Here is a 15,871-nt window from a genome sequence, read left to right as displayed (position 1 = left end):
TTTCGTCACGGCGCAAGCGAGCATGCCTGCTTCGAAGTCATTCTTGCTGGCTACCTCTGGAAGTTGAGCATACGCTCCAGCGGCTTGAGGGCGGCGTGACGCAAGGCATCATCGACAAATATCTCGCCGCTGCCCTCGCGCAGGGCGCCGGCCATGTTGTCGAGCGCATTCATCGCCATCCAAGGGCAGTGGGCGCAACTCTTGCAGGTCGCACCGCTACCGGCGGTGGGGGCCTCGAACAGGGTCTTGCCGGGCACCGCCTGCTGCATCTTGAAGAAGATGCCACGGTCGGTGGCCACGATCAGCTTGTCATGGGGCAGCTCCTTGGCCGCCTTGATCAGCTGTGACGTCGACCCCGTCACATCGGCAAGTTCGACCACCGCGGCCGGCGACTCGGGATGCACCAGGACTGCCGCTTCCGGGTAGAGCGCCTTCAAGTCCTCGATACCCTTGGCCTTGAACTCCTCGTGGACGATGCAGGCACCGTCCCACAGCAGCATGTCGGCACCGGTTTTCTGCTGGATATAGCCACCCAGGTGCTTGTCCGGTGCCCAGAGTATCTTCTCGCCGCGGGCCTGCAGGTGCTCGATGACGTCTACCGCGATGGAGGAGGTCACCACCCAGTCGGCACGCGCCTTCACCGCTGCCGAAGTGTTGGCATAGACCACTACGGTGCGGTCGGGGTGTGCGTCGCAGAAGGCACCGAACTCGTCGGCGGGACAGCCGATGTCGAGCGAGCAGGTCGCCTCCAGGCTCGGCATCAGGACCCGCTTCTCGGGAGAGAGTATCTTGGCGGTCTCGCCCATGAAGCGCACCCCGGCCACCACCAGGGTGTCGGCTTCGTGCCGCGCGCCGAAGCGAGCCATTTCGAGAGAGTCGGCGACGCAGCCGCCGGTCTCTTCTGCCAGCTGCTGGATGGCGTCGTCGGTATAGTAGTGGGCCACCAGCACGGCATTCTGCTCCTGGAGCAGCCGCTTGATCTCGGCGACGCGCGCATCGTCCTCGGCGGGAATCCGGGTGGGGCAATAGGCGCGGGCAAGGTGCTCGCGCACATCAATTCGGGAAGTCATGATCGTCATCGTGTCTACCACTGTGACTGGCAGGGGCTCCCCCTGCATGTATCGGGTACATCGCGAATTGCACACTCCGTGCAGGCGATGCGCCTGGGGCCAAGATTGCGTCTCTCGCTATTTCGACCCATACCCTTATTCTAGACCAGAACGGTGCGGTATTGGCCAGTTCCGGCCAGATTAAAGTGGCATGCAAATAGGATGCGGGCTTCGTCCGCCAGGTTCAAGGGCGCTCGAAGCGCTTTCACAACCGGTGCCGAGGGTGCGTTAGCGCACCGACTGCGGCCTGACGTCGTGCCAGAATCGTGGTAACGATGCTTCACGATATCGTGAAAGCCGTTAAGAACGCGAGGCCACCATGTCATCCCCAATTCAGCCCCCCGCTCCCGCGAATACGTTCAAGAAAGTCACGCGCCGGCCCGACCAAGCGCCAGGCGAACAGCAGCACGGCTATCCTTTCAAGCCGGAACGCTTGCCGGAAGCACCGCTTGCCACACCTCCCGACGAGGCGCTAGATGAACCTGCCCCCCGCGCCGCCGAAGGCGACGATGACCTGATGAGTCAGGATCCCAACGCCACCGTCTCCGACGTGCCCTCCTGATTACTCGGCTGACGCGTCCTTGATGGGCGCGCCAGCCGATTTCATCGGAGTGCCTCCTACGGTAGTGGCTCAGCCACGGGTTGAGCCCGCCAAGCCGGACTTCGACTGTGCCATTAATCGTTCATTTCTTTGATTTTTTGCTTTCACTCTTGATATCGCCGTACTTTGCTTCAGCCTTTCCGCCCTGCTTTTCGGCTTTACCCTTGTACTCCGTGCTTTTATTGCCCGTCACCTTGCCAGCAACTTCCTTGGCCTTTCCCTTCGCTTCTTTCGCATGACCCGTGACCTGATTCTTGTTCATGAGCTGACCTCCAGATGATCGCTGCACTTGGGCTCACCCTCTTACCATGGACTCATGGCGATTCAGGGTGAGTTCTTAATATAGTTATAGCCCGGGGCATAGTCCGTACGGCGCCAAACTTAGGCGAGGTGATTTTATTCAGACAAAACTCCGGCAATATACACCTCAGCACATAGGTCTCAGGACTGAATTTTCCCCTGTTTTCAAAGCTGCGATCTAATGGGTAGAAGAATCTTTTCTGACAGCTTTTCGCGCCATGGACGGCTCTTCCAGTCAGCAAGGGAATACGGTTCAGCCGACAGCAGATCGGCCTCGAACACTGCGGTCATCTGAGTGGCGAAATCGTTGCTGTAGATATTCAAGCTGGCTTCGTCATTGAGCCGAATCGAACGCATGTCAAAATTGGTTGAACCCACCGACACAAACTCGTCATCGATGACCAGCAGTTTCGTGTGCAGCATGGTTGGCTGATAGATGTGGATTTCGGCACCGGCGCCAAGCAGCGCGCCCCAATCCGACTTGGAAGCGATCTTTACCGTCACCGCATCGATGTGCGGCCCAGGCAACAGGGTGCGAACGCGAACCTCACGACCACGGGCGGCGATCAGGGCTTTGATTAACATGCTGTCGGGCACAAAGTAGGATGCCGCCAGGTCGATGGTCTCCTCGGCCGCCGCGATGGCAAGCAGATACATCAGGTGCATGCTCTCGCTCCCTCCGGATGGCGAGGCAACAAAGACGTGCGCGTCCATCTCGCCCCCTTCCTGAAGGGCCGGAAAGTAGCTCGGGCCGTTCAGCACCTGGCCAGTGGTCTTGATCCAGTTGTCATTGAAGGCCGCTTGCAACTGCGCCACCACCGGCCCTTCAAACCGGAAGTGCGTGTCCCGCCAGCTTTCGGGATCGCCACCGTCGCCACTCCACTGATCCGCGATGCCTACCCCTCCGGTGAACCCGATGCGGCCATCGACCACCAGCAGCTTGCGATGGGTACGGTTGTTCATCCGGCCAACGTTGTACCAGTGCAGCGGCCGATATCGATACAGCTGCACACCGGCGGCCTGCATGGAGTCCAACAGCGACTGCTCCATCTTGTTGCTGCCGACCCAGTCGATGGTGACGCGAACCGGCACGCCCGCGCGGGCACGTTCGGAGAGCGCTTTCGAGAACGCTTCACCAATGTCACCTGACCAGTAGATGAAGGTCTCGAACGTGATCGACGTCTGTGCCGAACGAATGGCCTCCAGCATCGACGGAAAAATCTCGTCGCCGTTTTGCAGCGCGGTTACTTGATTGCCGCCCACTATTGCCGGACCCAACAGGACGGACATCTCGCGGCGAAACTGCGGGTCGGAAACGGCGTAGCGATGCTCGACCTTGCGCTCCAGAGATTTCTCGGGTGTCTGGAAGTTCTGCAGCAACACCAGTGCCAGGCTAGTGGCCAGAATAGTGGCTCCGATAACCCAGAGCATAGGTTTTCGCCCCCCAGTCAATGACGTTCCAACCGCGCGAAGGAGAATAGCGCAGTCAATGGATGCCGGCGGCGTTCGATTTGCGGCACAGCAATTCGGCACCAAGCATGCTGTAAGTGATGCCGTTACCCCCATATGCCAGCGCGGACAGAACGCGCGCGTGCCTGGCGCCTCATGTCTGAAGTGTAGAGCCGGTAGTGTCAGCCGGGACGCTAGCCGTGTCGGTGCGCTACCACACGGAGAGCGGGAACGGAGCGAAACACCGCTCAGGCCCTTCGGAAGCCTGTGGCTACGCTACCCAGCCAGTGGCTACGCGTTTAAAGCAAAGCAGCTTATATACCCCTACAAACCGTCTCTGCACCTGAACAATACATTAACTCAATTTCTGCATAAAATACTTATCTGGATTTACTAAAGAAAATCTCAACCACCAGACCCTGGGATTAAATAGAAAACTCCAAAGTGCGCAACGGAAGCTGTTCAGCCAGCTCACTGACAGACTTAACGATGCACAGTAAAATTGATGACGTAACAAAAACCGTCAATCCAGGGACCTGTCTTCGATCACCGCGCATCGCGATGATCGCCTAACCCCCCCATACTAATTCCTGTCACAGTAAGCTACTATGAGAACCACATACGGAGAGGAGTATTGGAGCCTGGCATGCCCTTAAAAATTAATGAATCCGATGCCTATATACAGCTGCGAGGCAAGGCTGAAGCGCAGCTCCAGGCGGGCACGGCACCGTCAGCGAGTCACGGGCCGGTGGGCGTTGATGCCCTGCGCCTGCTCCATCGCCTGTCCAGCAATCCCGACAACGCGGACGACGCCCTCAAGCTGCTCCATGAATTGCAGGTTCACCAAGTGGAGCTTGACTTGCAGAACGAGGAAATTGCTGCCAATGAACGTGCGCTTGTCGAGGATTTGAGCCTTTACCGGACACTTTTCGACTCCGCCCCTCTTGGCTACTTGCTCGTCGACCTCGAGGGTAACGTTATTCAGGGTAACTTTGCCGCCGCGGAGCTTTTTGGGATCGAACGAGACGAGTTCGAGGGGCATCCCATCGACACGCTCCTGCTCGCCCAAAGCCGGCCAAAGCTGCTTGGCTTGCTGCAGCAGGTCGCACAGAGCGGCGCCAGGGGTTCCTGCGTAGCCGAGACAGCAGGAAGCACAGGGACCCGGCACATGCAGTGCTTTGCCTCCCTCGCACCAGAACGCAAGCATTTACTTTTGGTCTGCTGCGAGTGCGCCAATGCCGAGTAACCCCGGTCTACCGCTCTGCGCCATGGACGCTGTGACACCTGCCAAGCCAACGGCGATGCTCCGGTGACCGCACGCATTCTGGGCATTGGCGCCTCCGCCGGTGGCCTGGCGCCGCTGGAACAGTTTCTGGCCCAGGTCCCTCCCCATAGCCATATGGCCTATGTGGTGGTACAGCATCTCGATCCCACCCATAAGGCGTTGCTCCCGGAATTACTCCAGCGCGTCACCCCGATGCCCGTACGGGAAGCCACCCAGGGCATGCCCATCGAGTCCGACTGCGTGTATGTAATTCCGCCGAATGCGGAAATCAGCGTTGTCGACGGCTTGCTGAAGCTCGCAGCGCCCATGGAACCCAGGGGGCTGCGCCTGCCCATCAACGTGCTGTTTTCTTCCCTGGCCATCGCCCAGGGGAAGCAAGCCATCGGTGTGGTGCTGTCCGGCATGGGCTCCGACGGCACTCTGGGCTTGCAGGCGATCAAGGCCGTGGGCGGTATCACGGCAGCGCAACAGCCCGACTCGGCTCAGTTCGATGCCATGCCCAACAGTGCCATCGCCGCAAACTGTGCCGATATCATTGCCCTGCCTGGCGACTTGCCCACCCGCATCCTGGCCTGCGTTGCCCAGGCGTCCAACCCAGGCACCTCCGGTGTGGAAGCGGAAGAACCGGAAGCTGAAGTCGATTCAACGCCCTTGAAGCGCATTCTTCGCCTGCTTCAACAGCAAACTCGCCACGATTTCTCCCTCTACAAGCCAAGCACCCTGCACCGCCGCATGGAGCGGCGCATGGCGATCCACGAAATCGCCACCTTGGCGCTTTACGCAGATTATCTCCAGCACAATCCCCTGGAGATCGACCTGCTGTTCAAGGAAGTGCTCATCGGAGTCACCAGTTTTTTCCGCGATGCCCCGGTCTGGCAGCATCTGGCGGAAACCACCCTGCCCGAATTGCTGACGCAACAGCCCAGGGAGCCCCACCTGCGTGCCTGGGTGGTCGGCTGCTCAACCGGTGAAGAGGCCTACTCCCTGGCGATGGTCTTTACCGAGGTGCTGGAAAAGCTGCCACAAGCCCATGGCGTTACCCTGCAGATATTCGCCTCGGACCTGAGCCCGGACGCCATTGCCACCGCACGCCGAGGGCACTACACCGCCGATATCGAAACGAGCGTCTCGGCGGAGCGCCTGGCGCGCTTCTTCAGCGCCCATGAGAACGGCTATCACATCAACAGCAATATCCGCGACCTGGTGCTGTTCGCCCAGCAGGATGTGGTACTTGACCCCCCCTTCACCCGCCTCGACCTCATTTCCTGCCGCAACCTGCTGATCTACTTCGACCAGAGCCTGCAAAGCAGACTCATTCCCCTGTTTCACTACAGCTTGCGCGCCGGGGGCGTACTGTTACTGGGGAGCTCGGAGACGGTAGGGCGCAACACTCAGTTGTTTGCTCCCATTCAAGCCAAGCTGCGGCTTTATCGGCGCCAGGATAATACCCGGAGCGGTGACACCCGATTGCCGGTAAAGGCGTTTCCACCCCTCTCCTGGATAGCCAAGGAGCTTCCCGTGCCCGCCAATCACTCACCCTCCCAGCCAAAGGATAACCTGCAAGCGGCGGCCGACCAGGTGTTACTGCAGGTCTACGCCCCTGCCGCGGTGGTGGTCAACGATGAGGGTGATATCGTCTACATCAGCGGGCGCACGGGAAAGTACCTGGAGCCTGCCGCCGGCAAGGCCAACTGGAATTTTCACGCCATGGTGCGGGAAGGCCTGCGAACGCCCATCGGCAGCGCCCTGCGCCAGGCTGCGGACCAGCGCGAGCCGCTGCAGTTGCAAGGCCTTCAGGTGCAGCTGCCCGGCGGCGGCATGCAGAGCGTCGACATCACCGTACAGGCGCTGCGAGAGCCCACCACCCTGCGCGGGATGACGATGATCGTATTCCGCGACATCGCCCAGACCCATGCCGGCCCGGCCAGCAAAAGCAAGTCGGCAACAGCAGCGCAACGGGCCCATGCCGCCGAGCTGCAACAGTGCCAGGATGAAATCCAGACCCTGCGTGAGGAAAACCGGGCTTCCCGGGAGGAGTTGCAGTCAGCCAACGAGGAATTGCAATCGACCAATGAGGAATTGCAGTCCACCAACGAAGAGCTGACCACCTCCAAGGAGGAGATGCAGTCCATGAATGAAGAGCTGCAAACCATCAACGCGGAGATGCAGACCAAGCTCGACGATCTCGCCCTCGCTCAGAGCGATATGAACAACCTGCTCAACAGCATCGAGATAGCCATTCTGTTTCTCGACCAGAACTTGAACCTCCGTCGCTTCACCGACCGGGCATCAAAGATCATCAGCATTCGCGAAAGCGACATCGGCCGCCCCCTTAGCGATCTCACCACCACCCTGCAGTACCCGGAACTTAACGACGACGCCCTTGACACCTTGAACACCCTGGCCTTCTCCGAGAAGCAGATCACTACCACCGACGACCGCTGGTTTACAGTACGGATCATGCCCTATCGCCGGCTGGACAATGTCATAGACGGCGTGGTGATCACGCTATTGGATATCACCGCGACCAAGGAGCTGGAACAGTCCCTGCGCAAGGATTTGCAATCGTGACGGTGATGCCAGAATGATGCTCCGCGCGCTTGTCGTCGGCAACTTCCGTAGCCTTATCCTTACTTGAACTAGGTGATACTGAAAGAATAGCTGCTGGTCCAAACTTGGCCTCTTCGGTGCCGAACTTTTAATAAGCCTTTTTAGACAGCTACACGAGTTTCTGCATTCAAAACGGCGACGCTGTGTGTGGTAGCGCACCGAAGGCTCGCCCGCTTGCGCGTAAGCTGAAATATGTTTCCTTTTGATGATCTCCAGGCCCAGAGGGCCGACATCTTGTGCCCATACACCGCTATCCATATATGGGACAAGGGGTGTCAGGACCGCATATTGAGCGGCAGAGGAAACCCATGAGCTTCGAAAAGAGAACGCAAATCGATTTTGCACCCGGCGAACAACGGCTGCTTCGTTACACCATTGTCGCCCTCAGCGCCGTCACCCTGGTTGGCACCGTCGTGTTCATCATCTGGGTTCTGGGGCAGATCATCGGCGCCCTGCACTCCCTGGTCTTCCCTCTTGCCATCGCGGGGGTGATGGCCTTGATCTTGCTCCCGATCGTAGAACGCTTCGAGCGCCACCTACGTATGAACCGGCTCGGCGCCGTGATCTCTCTGTTTGTGATCCTTTTCGGCCTGTTTCTTACGGTGATGGTGCTGATCCTGCCGACGGCTATCCATCAGGGCAGCCAATTCTTCCAGTCTGTGCCTGAGATCGCCGAGCGCGGACACGCCAGCCTGTCAGCCCGGTTCCCGAGAGCATTGCCATTGGTGGAAGACGCCATCGTCGAAATGGAGATCCATTCGATGCTTCCGGATGCAGAGGAGGCCACTGATCGCACCATGAAATACATCGGTTTCCTGGTGGGCCTCGGTTTCGTGCCCCTGTATCTCTTCTTTGCGCTACTCTCCGGTGGTCGCATGAAGCAGCATGCCAAGGGGATGCTGTTCTTGTTCACAAAGCAGCGGCAGAACGAAGTTCTGTACCTGGTTCAGCTCTTTATCAATTACGTCACCGCGTTTTTCCGCGGACAGCTGACCATCGCCTTGATCATGGGCGTGCTGATGGCAGTTGGTTTTACCGTCATCGGCCTCGAAGCTGCCATTTTCCTGGGCCTCGCCCTGGGGCTGTTGAACATCGTGCCCTACCTTGGCTTCATTGTCGGCATTGTCACCGTGCTTCCCATCGCCTATTTTCAGCCAGGAGGGGGCTCACAGCTCGTCATGCTGGTGCTGGCGGTCATCGCTGTCACACAGCTGGTGGAGAGCATGCTGCTCACGCCCAAGATCATGGCTGATCGCTCAGGCCTGCACCCGGCCCTGGTCGTGATCTCCATCCTGTTCTGGGGAACGGTACTGGGTGGGGTCGTCGGCATGATCCTCGCCGTTCCCCTGACAGCGTTCCTCCTCACCCTCGGTGAGCACGTGAAAAGCCGACTAACCACCACGACCGGGCCTGACGCCCTCGACCAGCAGATAGTCAGAGAAACCATTGGCGACGATGAGCGTCATACCTGACAGGTCACCTTAACCCGTCTACAGCACAAGGAAGATACGATCATGACTATGAAAACAAGCGGACACGAGACCATCGACCAGGTAGCGGGCAAGGCTCATGAAGCGGTAGACAGGGCAGCCGAAACCGCTGGCAAGGCCGAGGAGTACACGCGGGAGCAGGCATCCCGCGCCGAAGAGCGCATTCGAGAGGCAACTGTCCATGGGCGCCAGCGGGCCGATGATGTGCTCGAACGCGTGAGCACCCACGTCCGCGAAAACCCGCTGATGTCCATTGGCATCGCCTTTATCGCTGGCGCGCTGTACTCATCGTTGAGGCGCCGCCGGTAATCTCGGCAGGCAGGATGCCAAAACCGGCGAGGCGACGAAACTGCCTGGCATGCCGCCGAAGGCAACACTCTCGGCTTAGTCTGGATCGCAAGGCAATCGTCACCTCATGATTTTCCGGCTGACGCCTCCCTAGGGCGCGTCAGCAGGTCTATTGCTGCGCCACCTCCGGTGATGTACCGACGGTAAAGGCTGCGATCGGAGGCATAGCAGCCGCAGGAAGCCTCGATCAGACCCGCTCGGTCCAGCACCACGATGTCTCCTCGCTGATAGCGAATCAGCCGGCGCGACTGAAGCGCCATGGCAGCCAGGGTGATGCCGGCGCGACGCACCCCCAGCATCATGGCCAGGAATTCGTGGGTAAGATGCAGCTCATCCGAGTGCGCACGATCCTGCGTCATCAGCAGCCAGCGTGCCAGACGGGCCTCCACCTGATGGAAGTGGGTACATGCCGCCACCCGGGATAGCTGGTGCATGACCACATAGAGATAGCGCTTCAGCAGCGCCTGGAGCGGAGGGCTTTCCGCCAGGTGGCGACCAAAGACATCCGCCGGCATGCGCAGCGCCGGGCCTGCACCCTGCACCAGTGCGAGCCAAGGTGACTCCTCGACCCCCAGAATCAGAGGCGTTCCCAACATCCCTTCACTGCCGACCATCGCCACTTCCAGCTGCTCCCGGTCACTGCTCAGGTTGGCAATCTGGGAGATGAAGCTGTCGAGGGGAAAATGGACATGCGAAATCCGCCCTCCGTGCTCGGTAATCACTTCACCGAACACCAGGTCAATGACCTGGCAATCGGCAAGGAACGATGCCCTCTCCAGTTGTGGCAACCTGTCAATAAGATGATTGGTCATCGGACTTGGGGGTGAAGAATTCATGGGCGTGCTCCCGCTGGAAAACATCGGCAATGGGCACATGGCAAGCAAGGGATTCTAGAATTACCAATAGACCGCTGAGAGAACACTGGCATGTCCTTCACATGGCGTCGGTGCGCCAGGATACATATATCGGACAGGTGCTACGCGTGAACCCACCCGACCCGATACGGAAAGGAGGGTCCTCACTCGGGGCGCTGATAGCTCAGCAGACGGTCGTACTCCTGCCTGACGACCGAGTAGCACTCACAGACACGCGCTTCCAGGCCAGGCCTGTCGAGAATGCTGATGTGCCCGCGGCGGTAGGAAATCAGTCCGGCCCGCTGCAGCTTGCCGGCCGCCTCGGTGACGCCTTCCCGGCGGACGCCAAGCATGTTGGCGATCAGTTCCTGGGTCATGACCAGCTCGTTGACCGGCAAGCGATCCAGGCTCAGCAGCAGCCAGCGACACAGCTGTTGATCCAGGCTGTGATGCCGGTTGCACACTGCAGTCTGCGCCATCTGGGTGATCAGGGCCTGGGTGTAACGCAATAACAGATACTGGAACGTTGACGCGCGATCGAACTCGTCCTTCAGCAGTTGCCCATCAAGGCGATAGGCGCTGCCGGCACTCTGCACGATGGCACGGCTCGGTGTGGACTCACCTCCCATGAACAGCGCGATACCGACGATACCCTCGCCACCGACGACGGCAATTTCCGTCGAATCCCCATCTTCCATGACGCAAAGCAGCGATACGATGCAGTCCAGCGGGAAATAGACATGCCGCATCGCCTTTCCCGACTCGGCCAGCGAGTCTCCCAGCGTCAACTCTACCAACTTGAGGTGGGGCTCCAGGCGCTGGTATTCATCCTTGGGCAGGGCCGCAAGCAAATGATTCTGACGCGGTTCTTGTTGCAGAGCCATGACTGACACTCCTTGTCGGTAAAGCTCCCCGAGTGCGGGAGAAATAGTAGTCCCGACGCATAAGGTATAGCGAACAACAAGCAATTGCTATGTACGCTAACGCACGGAAGCGATGCCGTCACGCTACTACGCTCGCGGGATATTGGCCAAGCCGCGCGCCCGGCCTGGCCAGGCCATGCCGCCCCATCGGGGCTCATACGCAGGCGGAAAAGGAATTCGACTCATGGCAACGCCAACGTTTCTGTTGATCTCGCCTCCTGCCTCCCGGGCTCGAGCACCTCAGTGGGCCACGCCACCCTTGCCCACCTGGGGGCGCGCACCATGGACTCTGCCAGCTTCCGGGCCGACTGAATGAGGGACGAACCGCTGGTTGAACAGCCTCCCTCAGCCTCCTTGCACTCGGTACGCTCCCAGGACCCTCTGCGGCAAGGACACACCCAGATCCACGCCTCGAGGCGGGACGACGCAGCGGCCGTGGAAACCGAGCGGGCATGGACTCGGGTGGCCCTCAACACCGTCGGCGATGCGGTCCTGACCATCGACCTTCAGGGCGCAATCACCTACATGAACCGAATGGCTGAAATTCTGTCAGGCTGGTCAGAACCGGAGGCGATCGGCCAGCCCATTTCCCGAGTGCTCCTCCTTGTCGACAGCAAGACACAGCAAACAACCATCACCTCCGGGCGGCGAGCCATCGAAGAGAACAGAGCGGTAGGCCTCTCCCTGGATGGCGCACTGCTCCGCCAGGATGGCAGCAAGCTTGAGATCGAGGATTCAGCCGCACCGATCCACGACCGAGACGGCCGCGTCACCGGTGCCGTGATCGTGTTTCGCGACGCTTCCATGTCTCAGGTCATGCTGGACAGGATGGCCTACCTGGCGCAGCACGATGCCCTCACCGGCCTGGCCAATCGCGCGCTGATGACGGAACGGCTCTCCCACGCCATCGGCCTAGCCCGACGACACCGGCACCTGGTCGCCCTGCTCTATCTTGACCTTGATGCCTTCAAGCCCATCAATGACTCGCTCGGCCATGCCGTGGGTGACAGTTTGCTCCAGGCAGTTGCATCTCGCCTACGCGATTGCATGCGCGACATCGATACTGTCTGCCGCCAGGGCGGTGACGAATTCGCCATCCTGCTTGCCGAGATCAAGAAGCCAGAAGACGCCACCAAGGTTGCGAAAAAACTGCTTGCCGTTCTGAGCAGGCCGTACCGTATCGAGGGTCATGAACTCCTCATCACGCTCAGCATCGGCATCAGCCTCTACCCCGATGACGCCGACGATGCCGAAACCCTCATGCATAACGCCGACATGGCCATGTATCACACCAAACGAAATGGCCGAAATGGGCACCAGTGCTACACCACTGAGATGAATACCCTGCCCATCCAGCGGAGACGAACCGAACCGGGGGTGCATCGGTCACTCGATTCAGCCCAACTCTTCTTCAACTTTTAGTCGAGTGTACGCCAACGCACAGACCGCAGCCTGCCCAGGACATATCCTTGGTGCGAGTGAGGCAGGGAACAGCCGGTACAGGGAGTTACGCTACGCGTCGCAAGGACTGCGACGCCATCAGAACACGAACCATACCGCAGTATCCTGAAACAGGAACATGCGCCGCAGAGGTACACTTCATGAACAACATCGTTTATATCGTCGGCGCCATCGTCATCGTACTGGTCGTTCTATCCGTCCTCGGCCTTCGTTGAGACAAGCGAGAATAACCCCCACCGAGTGCCGCTCGGGCATGAGGAAATTTACATAGATTTTTTTAATTAACCGCCATAGAAAAAGCGCCCTCGCTTCAGAAAGCGAGGGCGCTTTTTTGTCAATCTGGTGGGTCGTGTAGGATTCGAACCTACGACCAATTGGTTAAAAGCCAACTGCTCTACCAACTGAGCTAACGACCCGGTGCTCGCGTGCAAGCATACAGGTTCGGATGGTGGGTCGTGTAGGATTCGAACCTACGACCAATTGGTTAAAAGCCAACTGCTCTACCAACTGAGCTAACGACCCGTCCGAACGGGGGCAGATATTACCTATCCAGCCCCCTGAAAGCAAGGGGTTTCTGGCAGCCTGTCCAACGGCTTCCCGCCGACCGGCTCAGCGGCCGCGAGGGCTCTTCGGCTTGCGCATTGCCTGTACCGGCCGACGCTTGTTCTTGTCGCGGCTCCAGCGGTTCTTCTCGTCGGGCGTCAGCTCCGGGACCTTGCGAGAAGCCAAGCCCGCACTCTCGGCCAGGTCGTCGATCTCGGCCTGGGAGAGCTCCACCCACTCCCCGGCCTTGGCCCGCTTGTCGAGGAAGATATTGCCGTAGCGCACACGCTTCAGGCGGCTCACCGTCAGCCCCTGGGATTCCCACAGCCGCCGCACTTCCCGATTGCGCCCCTCGGTGATCACCACGTGGAACCAGGTGTTGATGCCCTCGCCGCCAAACTCCTGCACATCGGTGAAGCGTGCCGGGCCATCCTCGAGCATGACGCCCTGGACCATGGCCACGACCTGCTCCTTCTTCACCTCGCCCATGACCCGCACGGCGTACTCACGCTCCACCTGTGTGGAAGGATGCATGAGCCGGTTGGCCAGCTCGCCGTCGGTGGTGAACAGCAACAGGCCACTGGTGTTGATGTCCAGGCGCCCTATGGCGACCCAGCGCTCGCCTTTCAGGCGCGGCAGGCGCTCGAACACGGTGCGCCGCCCTTCCGGGTCCTTGCGGGTGCACAGCTCGCCTTCCGGCTTGTTGTACATGATCACCCGCCGGGGAGTCTCCTCGACGCCACGCAGGGTGACGGGGCGGTCGTCGAAGCTGACCCGGTCGCGCATCTCGATGCGGTCGCCAAGGGTGGCCAGCTTGCCATTGATCTTGACGCGACCCGCCGCGATGGCGGTTTCCATTTCGCGACGCGAGCCCAGCCCGGCGCGGGCCAGTACCTTCTGCAGTTTTTCCGTGGTGGTCGTCATGGTTCGTCAGATGTCTCATCAGGTGTGAATTCCGCCCCCGCTCCGCCGTCATCATCGACGCTGGTGCGGGCACGTTCGGCCAGGCGGGCTTCCAGATCGGCAAAGCTCAGCCCGGGCCTGTCGGACGCCTTCCCGGCGTGTGTCGCGTCGGCCATCCCGGCCGTCGTGTCGTGATTCTCGCCACTTTCCCGCGTGGCCGCCAGCGCTGTCTCCTCCTGGCTCTCGTGCGCTTCGCCGCTCACCGCGCCAGCACCCGCTTCGCCCCCGTCGCCGGGACCCTCCTCGTCCTCTTCGACCGGCTCATCGGCCTGGGCCAGCACGGGGCTGGGTGGTGGCGGCGCCTCGTCCTCGAAGAAGGGTTCCGCCACCCCTTTCAATTCGTGCATGGGCGGCAGCTCGTCCAGGGTCTTGAGTCCGAAATCGTCGAGGAACGAACGAGTGGTGGCATAGACCGACGGCCGGCCAGGCACATCCCGATGGCCGACCACGCGAATCCAGCCCCGCTCGGCCAGCGTGCGCATGATCGAGCTGCTCACCGCCACGCCCCGCACCTCCTCGATATCGCCTCGGGTCACCGGTTGCCGATAGGCGATCAGCGCCAGGGTCTCGAGCAGCGCCCGCGAATAGCGCTGGGGCCGCTCGTCCCACAGCCGGGAGACCCAGGGGGAGAGGCGCGGCCGGATACGCAACTGGTAGCCGGAAGCGGTCTCGATCAGCTCCATGGCCCCTGTCTCGTGGCGCCCCTCGACGCGCTCCAGCGCTTCACGCAGGGCGCGGCGCGGCGGCCGTTCGTTGTCGTCGAACAGGCTCTCGAGACGCTCCAGCGACAGCGGCTCCGCTGCCGCCAGCAGGGCCGCCTCGAGAATCTCGTCGAGGCTGTCAGGCAGCTCCATGGCGCTCATGCCTCTCCCTCCTGCGGCATGTCGACCTCCTCCTCAAAGGGGCTCTCGACATCATAGGGGCTTTCGACATCGGCCCCCTCATCGTCGAAGGCCGCCTCACCCGAGTCCTCTCGCGGCGCTCGCGCGCGCACATGGATCGGCGAGAGCGGTGCATTCTGAACGATCTCGATCATGGCTTCCTTGGCCAGCTCCAGGATCGCCATGAAAGTGACGATCACCCCGGCCCTGCCCTCCTCCAGCGTGAACAGCGCTTCGAAGGGTGTGTAGTGCTCGTGGGTCAGCCGCTCCATGATCGCCAGCATCCGCTCCCGGGTGGAGAGCGTCTCGCGACCGATATGGTGCGCCTGATTGAGTTCGGCGCGCCGCAGGATACCGGCCAGGGCACCGAGCAGCTCATCGAGTTCCACGTCGGGATGGAGCACCCGGGCCTGCAGCGGCGGCAACGTGGCGCGGGCCGGGAACCAGTCGCGCCCCACCCGCGGCAGCTCTGCCAACGCCTCGGCGGCACTCTTGAGCTGCTCGTACTCCTGCAGGCGACGGATCAGCTCGGCCCGCGGGTCGTCCTCCTCGTCGTCGCCGTTCGCCTTGGTCGGCCGCGGCAACAGGGTACGCGACTTGATCTCGGCCAGCATCGCGGCCATCAGCAGGTACTCCCCGGCCAGCTCGATCTCCATGGCTTTCATCAGCTCCACGTACTCGATGTACTGATGGGTGATGGCGGCCACGTTGATGGCCAGGATATCCAGGTTCTGGCGGCGGATCAGGTAGAGCAGCAGGTCCAGCGGGCCTTCGAAGGCCTCGAGGAATATCCGCAGCGCCTCCGGCGGAATGTAGAGATCGTCCGGCAGCTCGGTGATCGGCTCGTCGAACAGCCGCGCCAGGGTCTCCGCTGGAACGGCGGCATCCGGCATGTCACGCTGTTCAGGCGCGTCCGTCTGGGGCGTCTCGCTCACGCGGGGCTGGCCTCTCGGGGAAAGAGTCGATCAACGGGGCAGTCTAGCAAGATGGTGGTACGAGAGACAGCGCCTCCTCTTCAGCCTGCCCCCGGCGCACCTCGCTCCAATCTAGATGC

Annotated in this window: 14 protein-coding genes and 2 tRNA genes; 6 read left to right on the top strand and 10 right to left on the bottom strand. The window is 60.7% G+C overall.

Features of this window, described 5'->3' with window-relative positions; translation table 11 throughout:
* Positions 1-50: 50 nt before the first annotated feature.
* Positions 51-1,079: a quinolinate synthase NadA gene (gene nadA, locus KZO25_RS05820; protein ID WP_223136259.1), complete on the bottom strand. Its 1,029-nt coding sequence runs from the start codon at positions 1,077-1,079 to the stop codon at positions 51-53.
* Positions 1,080-1,428: 349 nt separating this feature from the next.
* Between nadA and KZO25_RS05815 the strand changes: the two genes are divergently transcribed.
* Positions 1,429-1,671 (top strand): hypothetical protein, encoded by a 243-nt coding sequence (locus KZO25_RS05815; RefSeq protein ID WP_144439602.1) that lies wholly within the window; start codon positions 1,429-1,431, stop codon positions 1,669-1,671.
* Between the two features lie 121 nt (positions 1,672-1,792).
* Here KZO25_RS05815 and KZO25_RS05810 read toward each other — a convergent pair whose 3' ends face one another.
* Both KZO25_RS05810 and KZO25_RS05805 read right to left on the bottom strand, forming a co-directional pair.
* Positions 1,793-1,972: a CsbD family protein gene (locus tag KZO25_RS05810; RefSeq protein ID WP_066444883.1), complete on the bottom strand. Its 180-nt coding sequence runs from the start codon at positions 1,970-1,972 to the stop codon at positions 1,793-1,795.
* 203 nt (positions 1,973-2,175) lie between these two features.
* A complete protein-coding gene (locus KZO25_RS05805; protein ID WP_223136258.1) occupies positions 2,176-3,441 on the bottom strand; it encodes a phospholipase D-like domain-containing protein in 1,266 nt (421 codons plus the stop codon).
* A 664-nt stretch (positions 3,442-4,105) separates the two neighbouring features.
* Here KZO25_RS05805 and KZO25_RS05800 point away from each other — a divergent pair.
* The 4 genes from KZO25_RS05800 to KZO25_RS05785 all read left to right on the top strand — a co-directional run bounded on the left by KZO25_RS05800 (position 4,106) and on the right by KZO25_RS05785 (position 9,153).
* Positions 4,106-4,705: a PAS domain S-box protein gene (locus KZO25_RS05800; RefSeq protein WP_223136257.1), complete on the top strand. Its 600-nt coding sequence runs from the start codon at positions 4,106-4,108 to the stop codon at positions 4,703-4,705.
* A 63-nt stretch (positions 4,706-4,768) separates the two neighbouring features.
* The gene (locus tag KZO25_RS05795) at positions 4,769-7,315 is read left to right on the top strand and encodes a chemotaxis protein CheB (RefSeq protein ID WP_223136256.1); all 2,547 of its coding nucleotides are present in this window, start codon (positions 4,769-4,771) and stop codon (positions 7,313-7,315) included.
* A 347-nt stretch (positions 7,316-7,662) separates the two neighbouring features.
* Positions 7,663-8,826, top strand: coding sequence for an AI-2E family transporter (locus KZO25_RS05790; protein WP_223136255.1), 1,164 nt, complete (start codon positions 7,663-7,665; stop codon positions 8,824-8,826).
* Positions 8,827-8,868: 42 nt separating this feature from the next.
* Positions 8,869-9,153 carry a YqjD family protein gene (locus KZO25_RS05785; protein WP_223136254.1) on the top strand — a complete coding sequence of 95 codons (285 nt, stop codon included), beginning with the start codon at positions 8,869-8,871 and terminating at the stop codon, positions 9,151-9,153.
* Between the two features lie 104 nt (positions 9,154-9,257).
* Here the strand turns inward: KZO25_RS05785 and KZO25_RS05780 are convergent, their stop codons facing one another.
* Both KZO25_RS05780 and KZO25_RS05775 read right to left on the bottom strand, forming a co-directional pair.
* Positions 9,258-10,028, bottom strand: coding sequence for a Crp/Fnr family transcriptional regulator (locus KZO25_RS05780; RefSeq protein ID WP_223136253.1), 771 nt, complete (start codon positions 10,026-10,028; stop codon positions 9,258-9,260).
* Positions 10,029-10,210: 182 nt separating this feature from the next.
* A complete protein-coding gene (locus KZO25_RS05775) occupies positions 10,211-10,930 on the bottom strand; it encodes a Crp/Fnr family transcriptional regulator (RefSeq protein ID WP_223136252.1) in 720 nt (239 codons plus the stop codon).
* Between the two features lie 351 nt (positions 10,931-11,281).
* Here KZO25_RS05775 and KZO25_RS05770 point away from each other — a divergent pair, with 351 nt between their 5' ends.
* Complete coding sequence (locus KZO25_RS05770; RefSeq protein ID WP_223136251.1) at positions 11,282-12,391, top strand: diguanylate cyclase domain-containing protein; 1,110 nt, start codon at positions 11,282-11,284, stop codon at positions 12,389-12,391.
* Between the two features lie 379 nt (positions 12,392-12,770).
* Here KZO25_RS05770 and KZO25_RS05765 read toward each other — a convergent pair.
* The 5 genes from KZO25_RS05765 to KZO25_RS05745 form a co-directional block, all read right to left on the bottom strand.
* Positions 12,771-12,846, bottom strand: a tRNA-Lys gene (locus KZO25_RS05765).
* A 30-nt stretch (positions 12,847-12,876) separates the two neighbouring features.
* A tRNA-Lys gene (locus KZO25_RS05760) sits at positions 12,877-12,952 on the bottom strand.
* An 87-nt stretch (positions 12,953-13,039) separates the two neighbouring features.
* Complete coding sequence (gene rluB, locus KZO25_RS05755) at positions 13,040-13,897, bottom strand: 23S rRNA pseudouridine(2605) synthase RluB (protein WP_223136250.1); 858 nt, start codon at positions 13,895-13,897, stop codon at positions 13,040-13,042.
* The gene (gene scpB, locus KZO25_RS05750) at positions 13,894-14,799 is read right to left on the bottom strand and encodes an SMC-Scp complex subunit ScpB (RefSeq protein WP_223136249.1); all 906 of its coding nucleotides are present in this window, start codon (positions 14,797-14,799) and stop codon (positions 13,894-13,896) included. The genes rluB and scpB overlap by 4 nt, the downstream gene beginning before the upstream one ends.
* The gene (locus KZO25_RS05745) at positions 14,796-15,752 is read right to left on the bottom strand and encodes a segregation and condensation protein A (protein WP_410505374.1); all 957 of its coding nucleotides are present in this window, start codon (positions 15,750-15,752) and stop codon (positions 14,796-14,798) included. Before KZO25_RS05745 ends, scpB begins: the two co-directional genes overlap by 4 nt.
* Positions 15,753-15,871 lie beyond the last annotated feature (119 nt).

The sequence above is a fragment of the Halomonas sp. ANAO-440 genome, from assembly GCF_019915905.1.
Classification (GTDB): Bacteria; Pseudomonadota; Gammaproteobacteria; order Pseudomonadales; family Halomonadaceae; genus Halomonas; species Halomonas chromatireducens.
This window is presented reverse-complemented; position numbering and strand designations above follow the sequence as displayed.

What these genes read in the sequence shown, in the direction of transcription:
- KZO25_RS05770 (WP_223136251.1), top strand. Translation starts at nt 11,282, where the DNA reads ATGAGGGACGAACCGCTGGTTGAACAGCCTCCCTCAGCCTCCTTGCAC.
- rluB (WP_223136250.1), bottom strand. Translation starts at nt 13,897, where the DNA reads ATGACGACCACCACGGAAAAACTGCAGAAGGTACTGGCCCGCGCCGGG.
- KZO25_RS05780 (WP_223136253.1), bottom strand. Translation starts at nt 10,028, where the DNA reads ATGAATTCTTCACCCCCAAGTCCGATGACCAATCATCTTATTGACAGG.
- KZO25_RS05810 (WP_066444883.1), bottom strand. Translation starts at nt 1,972, where the DNA reads ATGAACAAGAATCAGGTCACGGGTCATGCGAAAGAAGCGAAGGGAAAG.
- KZO25_RS05805 (WP_223136258.1), bottom strand. Translation starts at nt 3,441, where the DNA reads ATGCTCTGGGTTATCGGAGCCACTATTCTGGCCACTAGCCTGGCACTG.
- scpB (WP_223136249.1), bottom strand. Translation starts at nt 14,799, where the DNA reads ATGAGCGCCATGGAGCTGCCTGACAGCCTCGACGAGATTCTCGAGGCG.
- KZO25_RS05790 (WP_223136255.1), top strand. Translation starts at nt 7,663, where the DNA reads ATGAGCTTCGAAAAGAGAACGCAAATCGATTTTGCACCCGGCGAACAA.
- KZO25_RS05815 (WP_144439602.1), top strand. Translation starts at nt 1,429, where the DNA reads ATGTCATCCCCAATTCAGCCCCCCGCTCCCGCGAATACGTTCAAGAAA.
- KZO25_RS05800 (WP_223136257.1), top strand. Translation starts at nt 4,106, where the DNA reads ATGCCCTTAAAAATTAATGAATCCGATGCCTATATACAGCTGCGAGGC.
- nadA (WP_223136259.1), bottom strand. Translation starts at nt 1,079, where the DNA reads ATGACGATCATGACTTCCCGAATTGATGTGCGCGAGCACCTTGCCCGC.
- KZO25_RS05775 (WP_223136252.1), bottom strand. Translation starts at nt 10,930, where the DNA reads ATGGCTCTGCAACAAGAACCGCGTCAGAATCATTTGCTTGCGGCCCTG.
- KZO25_RS05785 (WP_223136254.1), top strand. Translation starts at nt 8,869, where the DNA reads ATGACTATGAAAACAAGCGGACACGAGACCATCGACCAGGTAGCGGGC.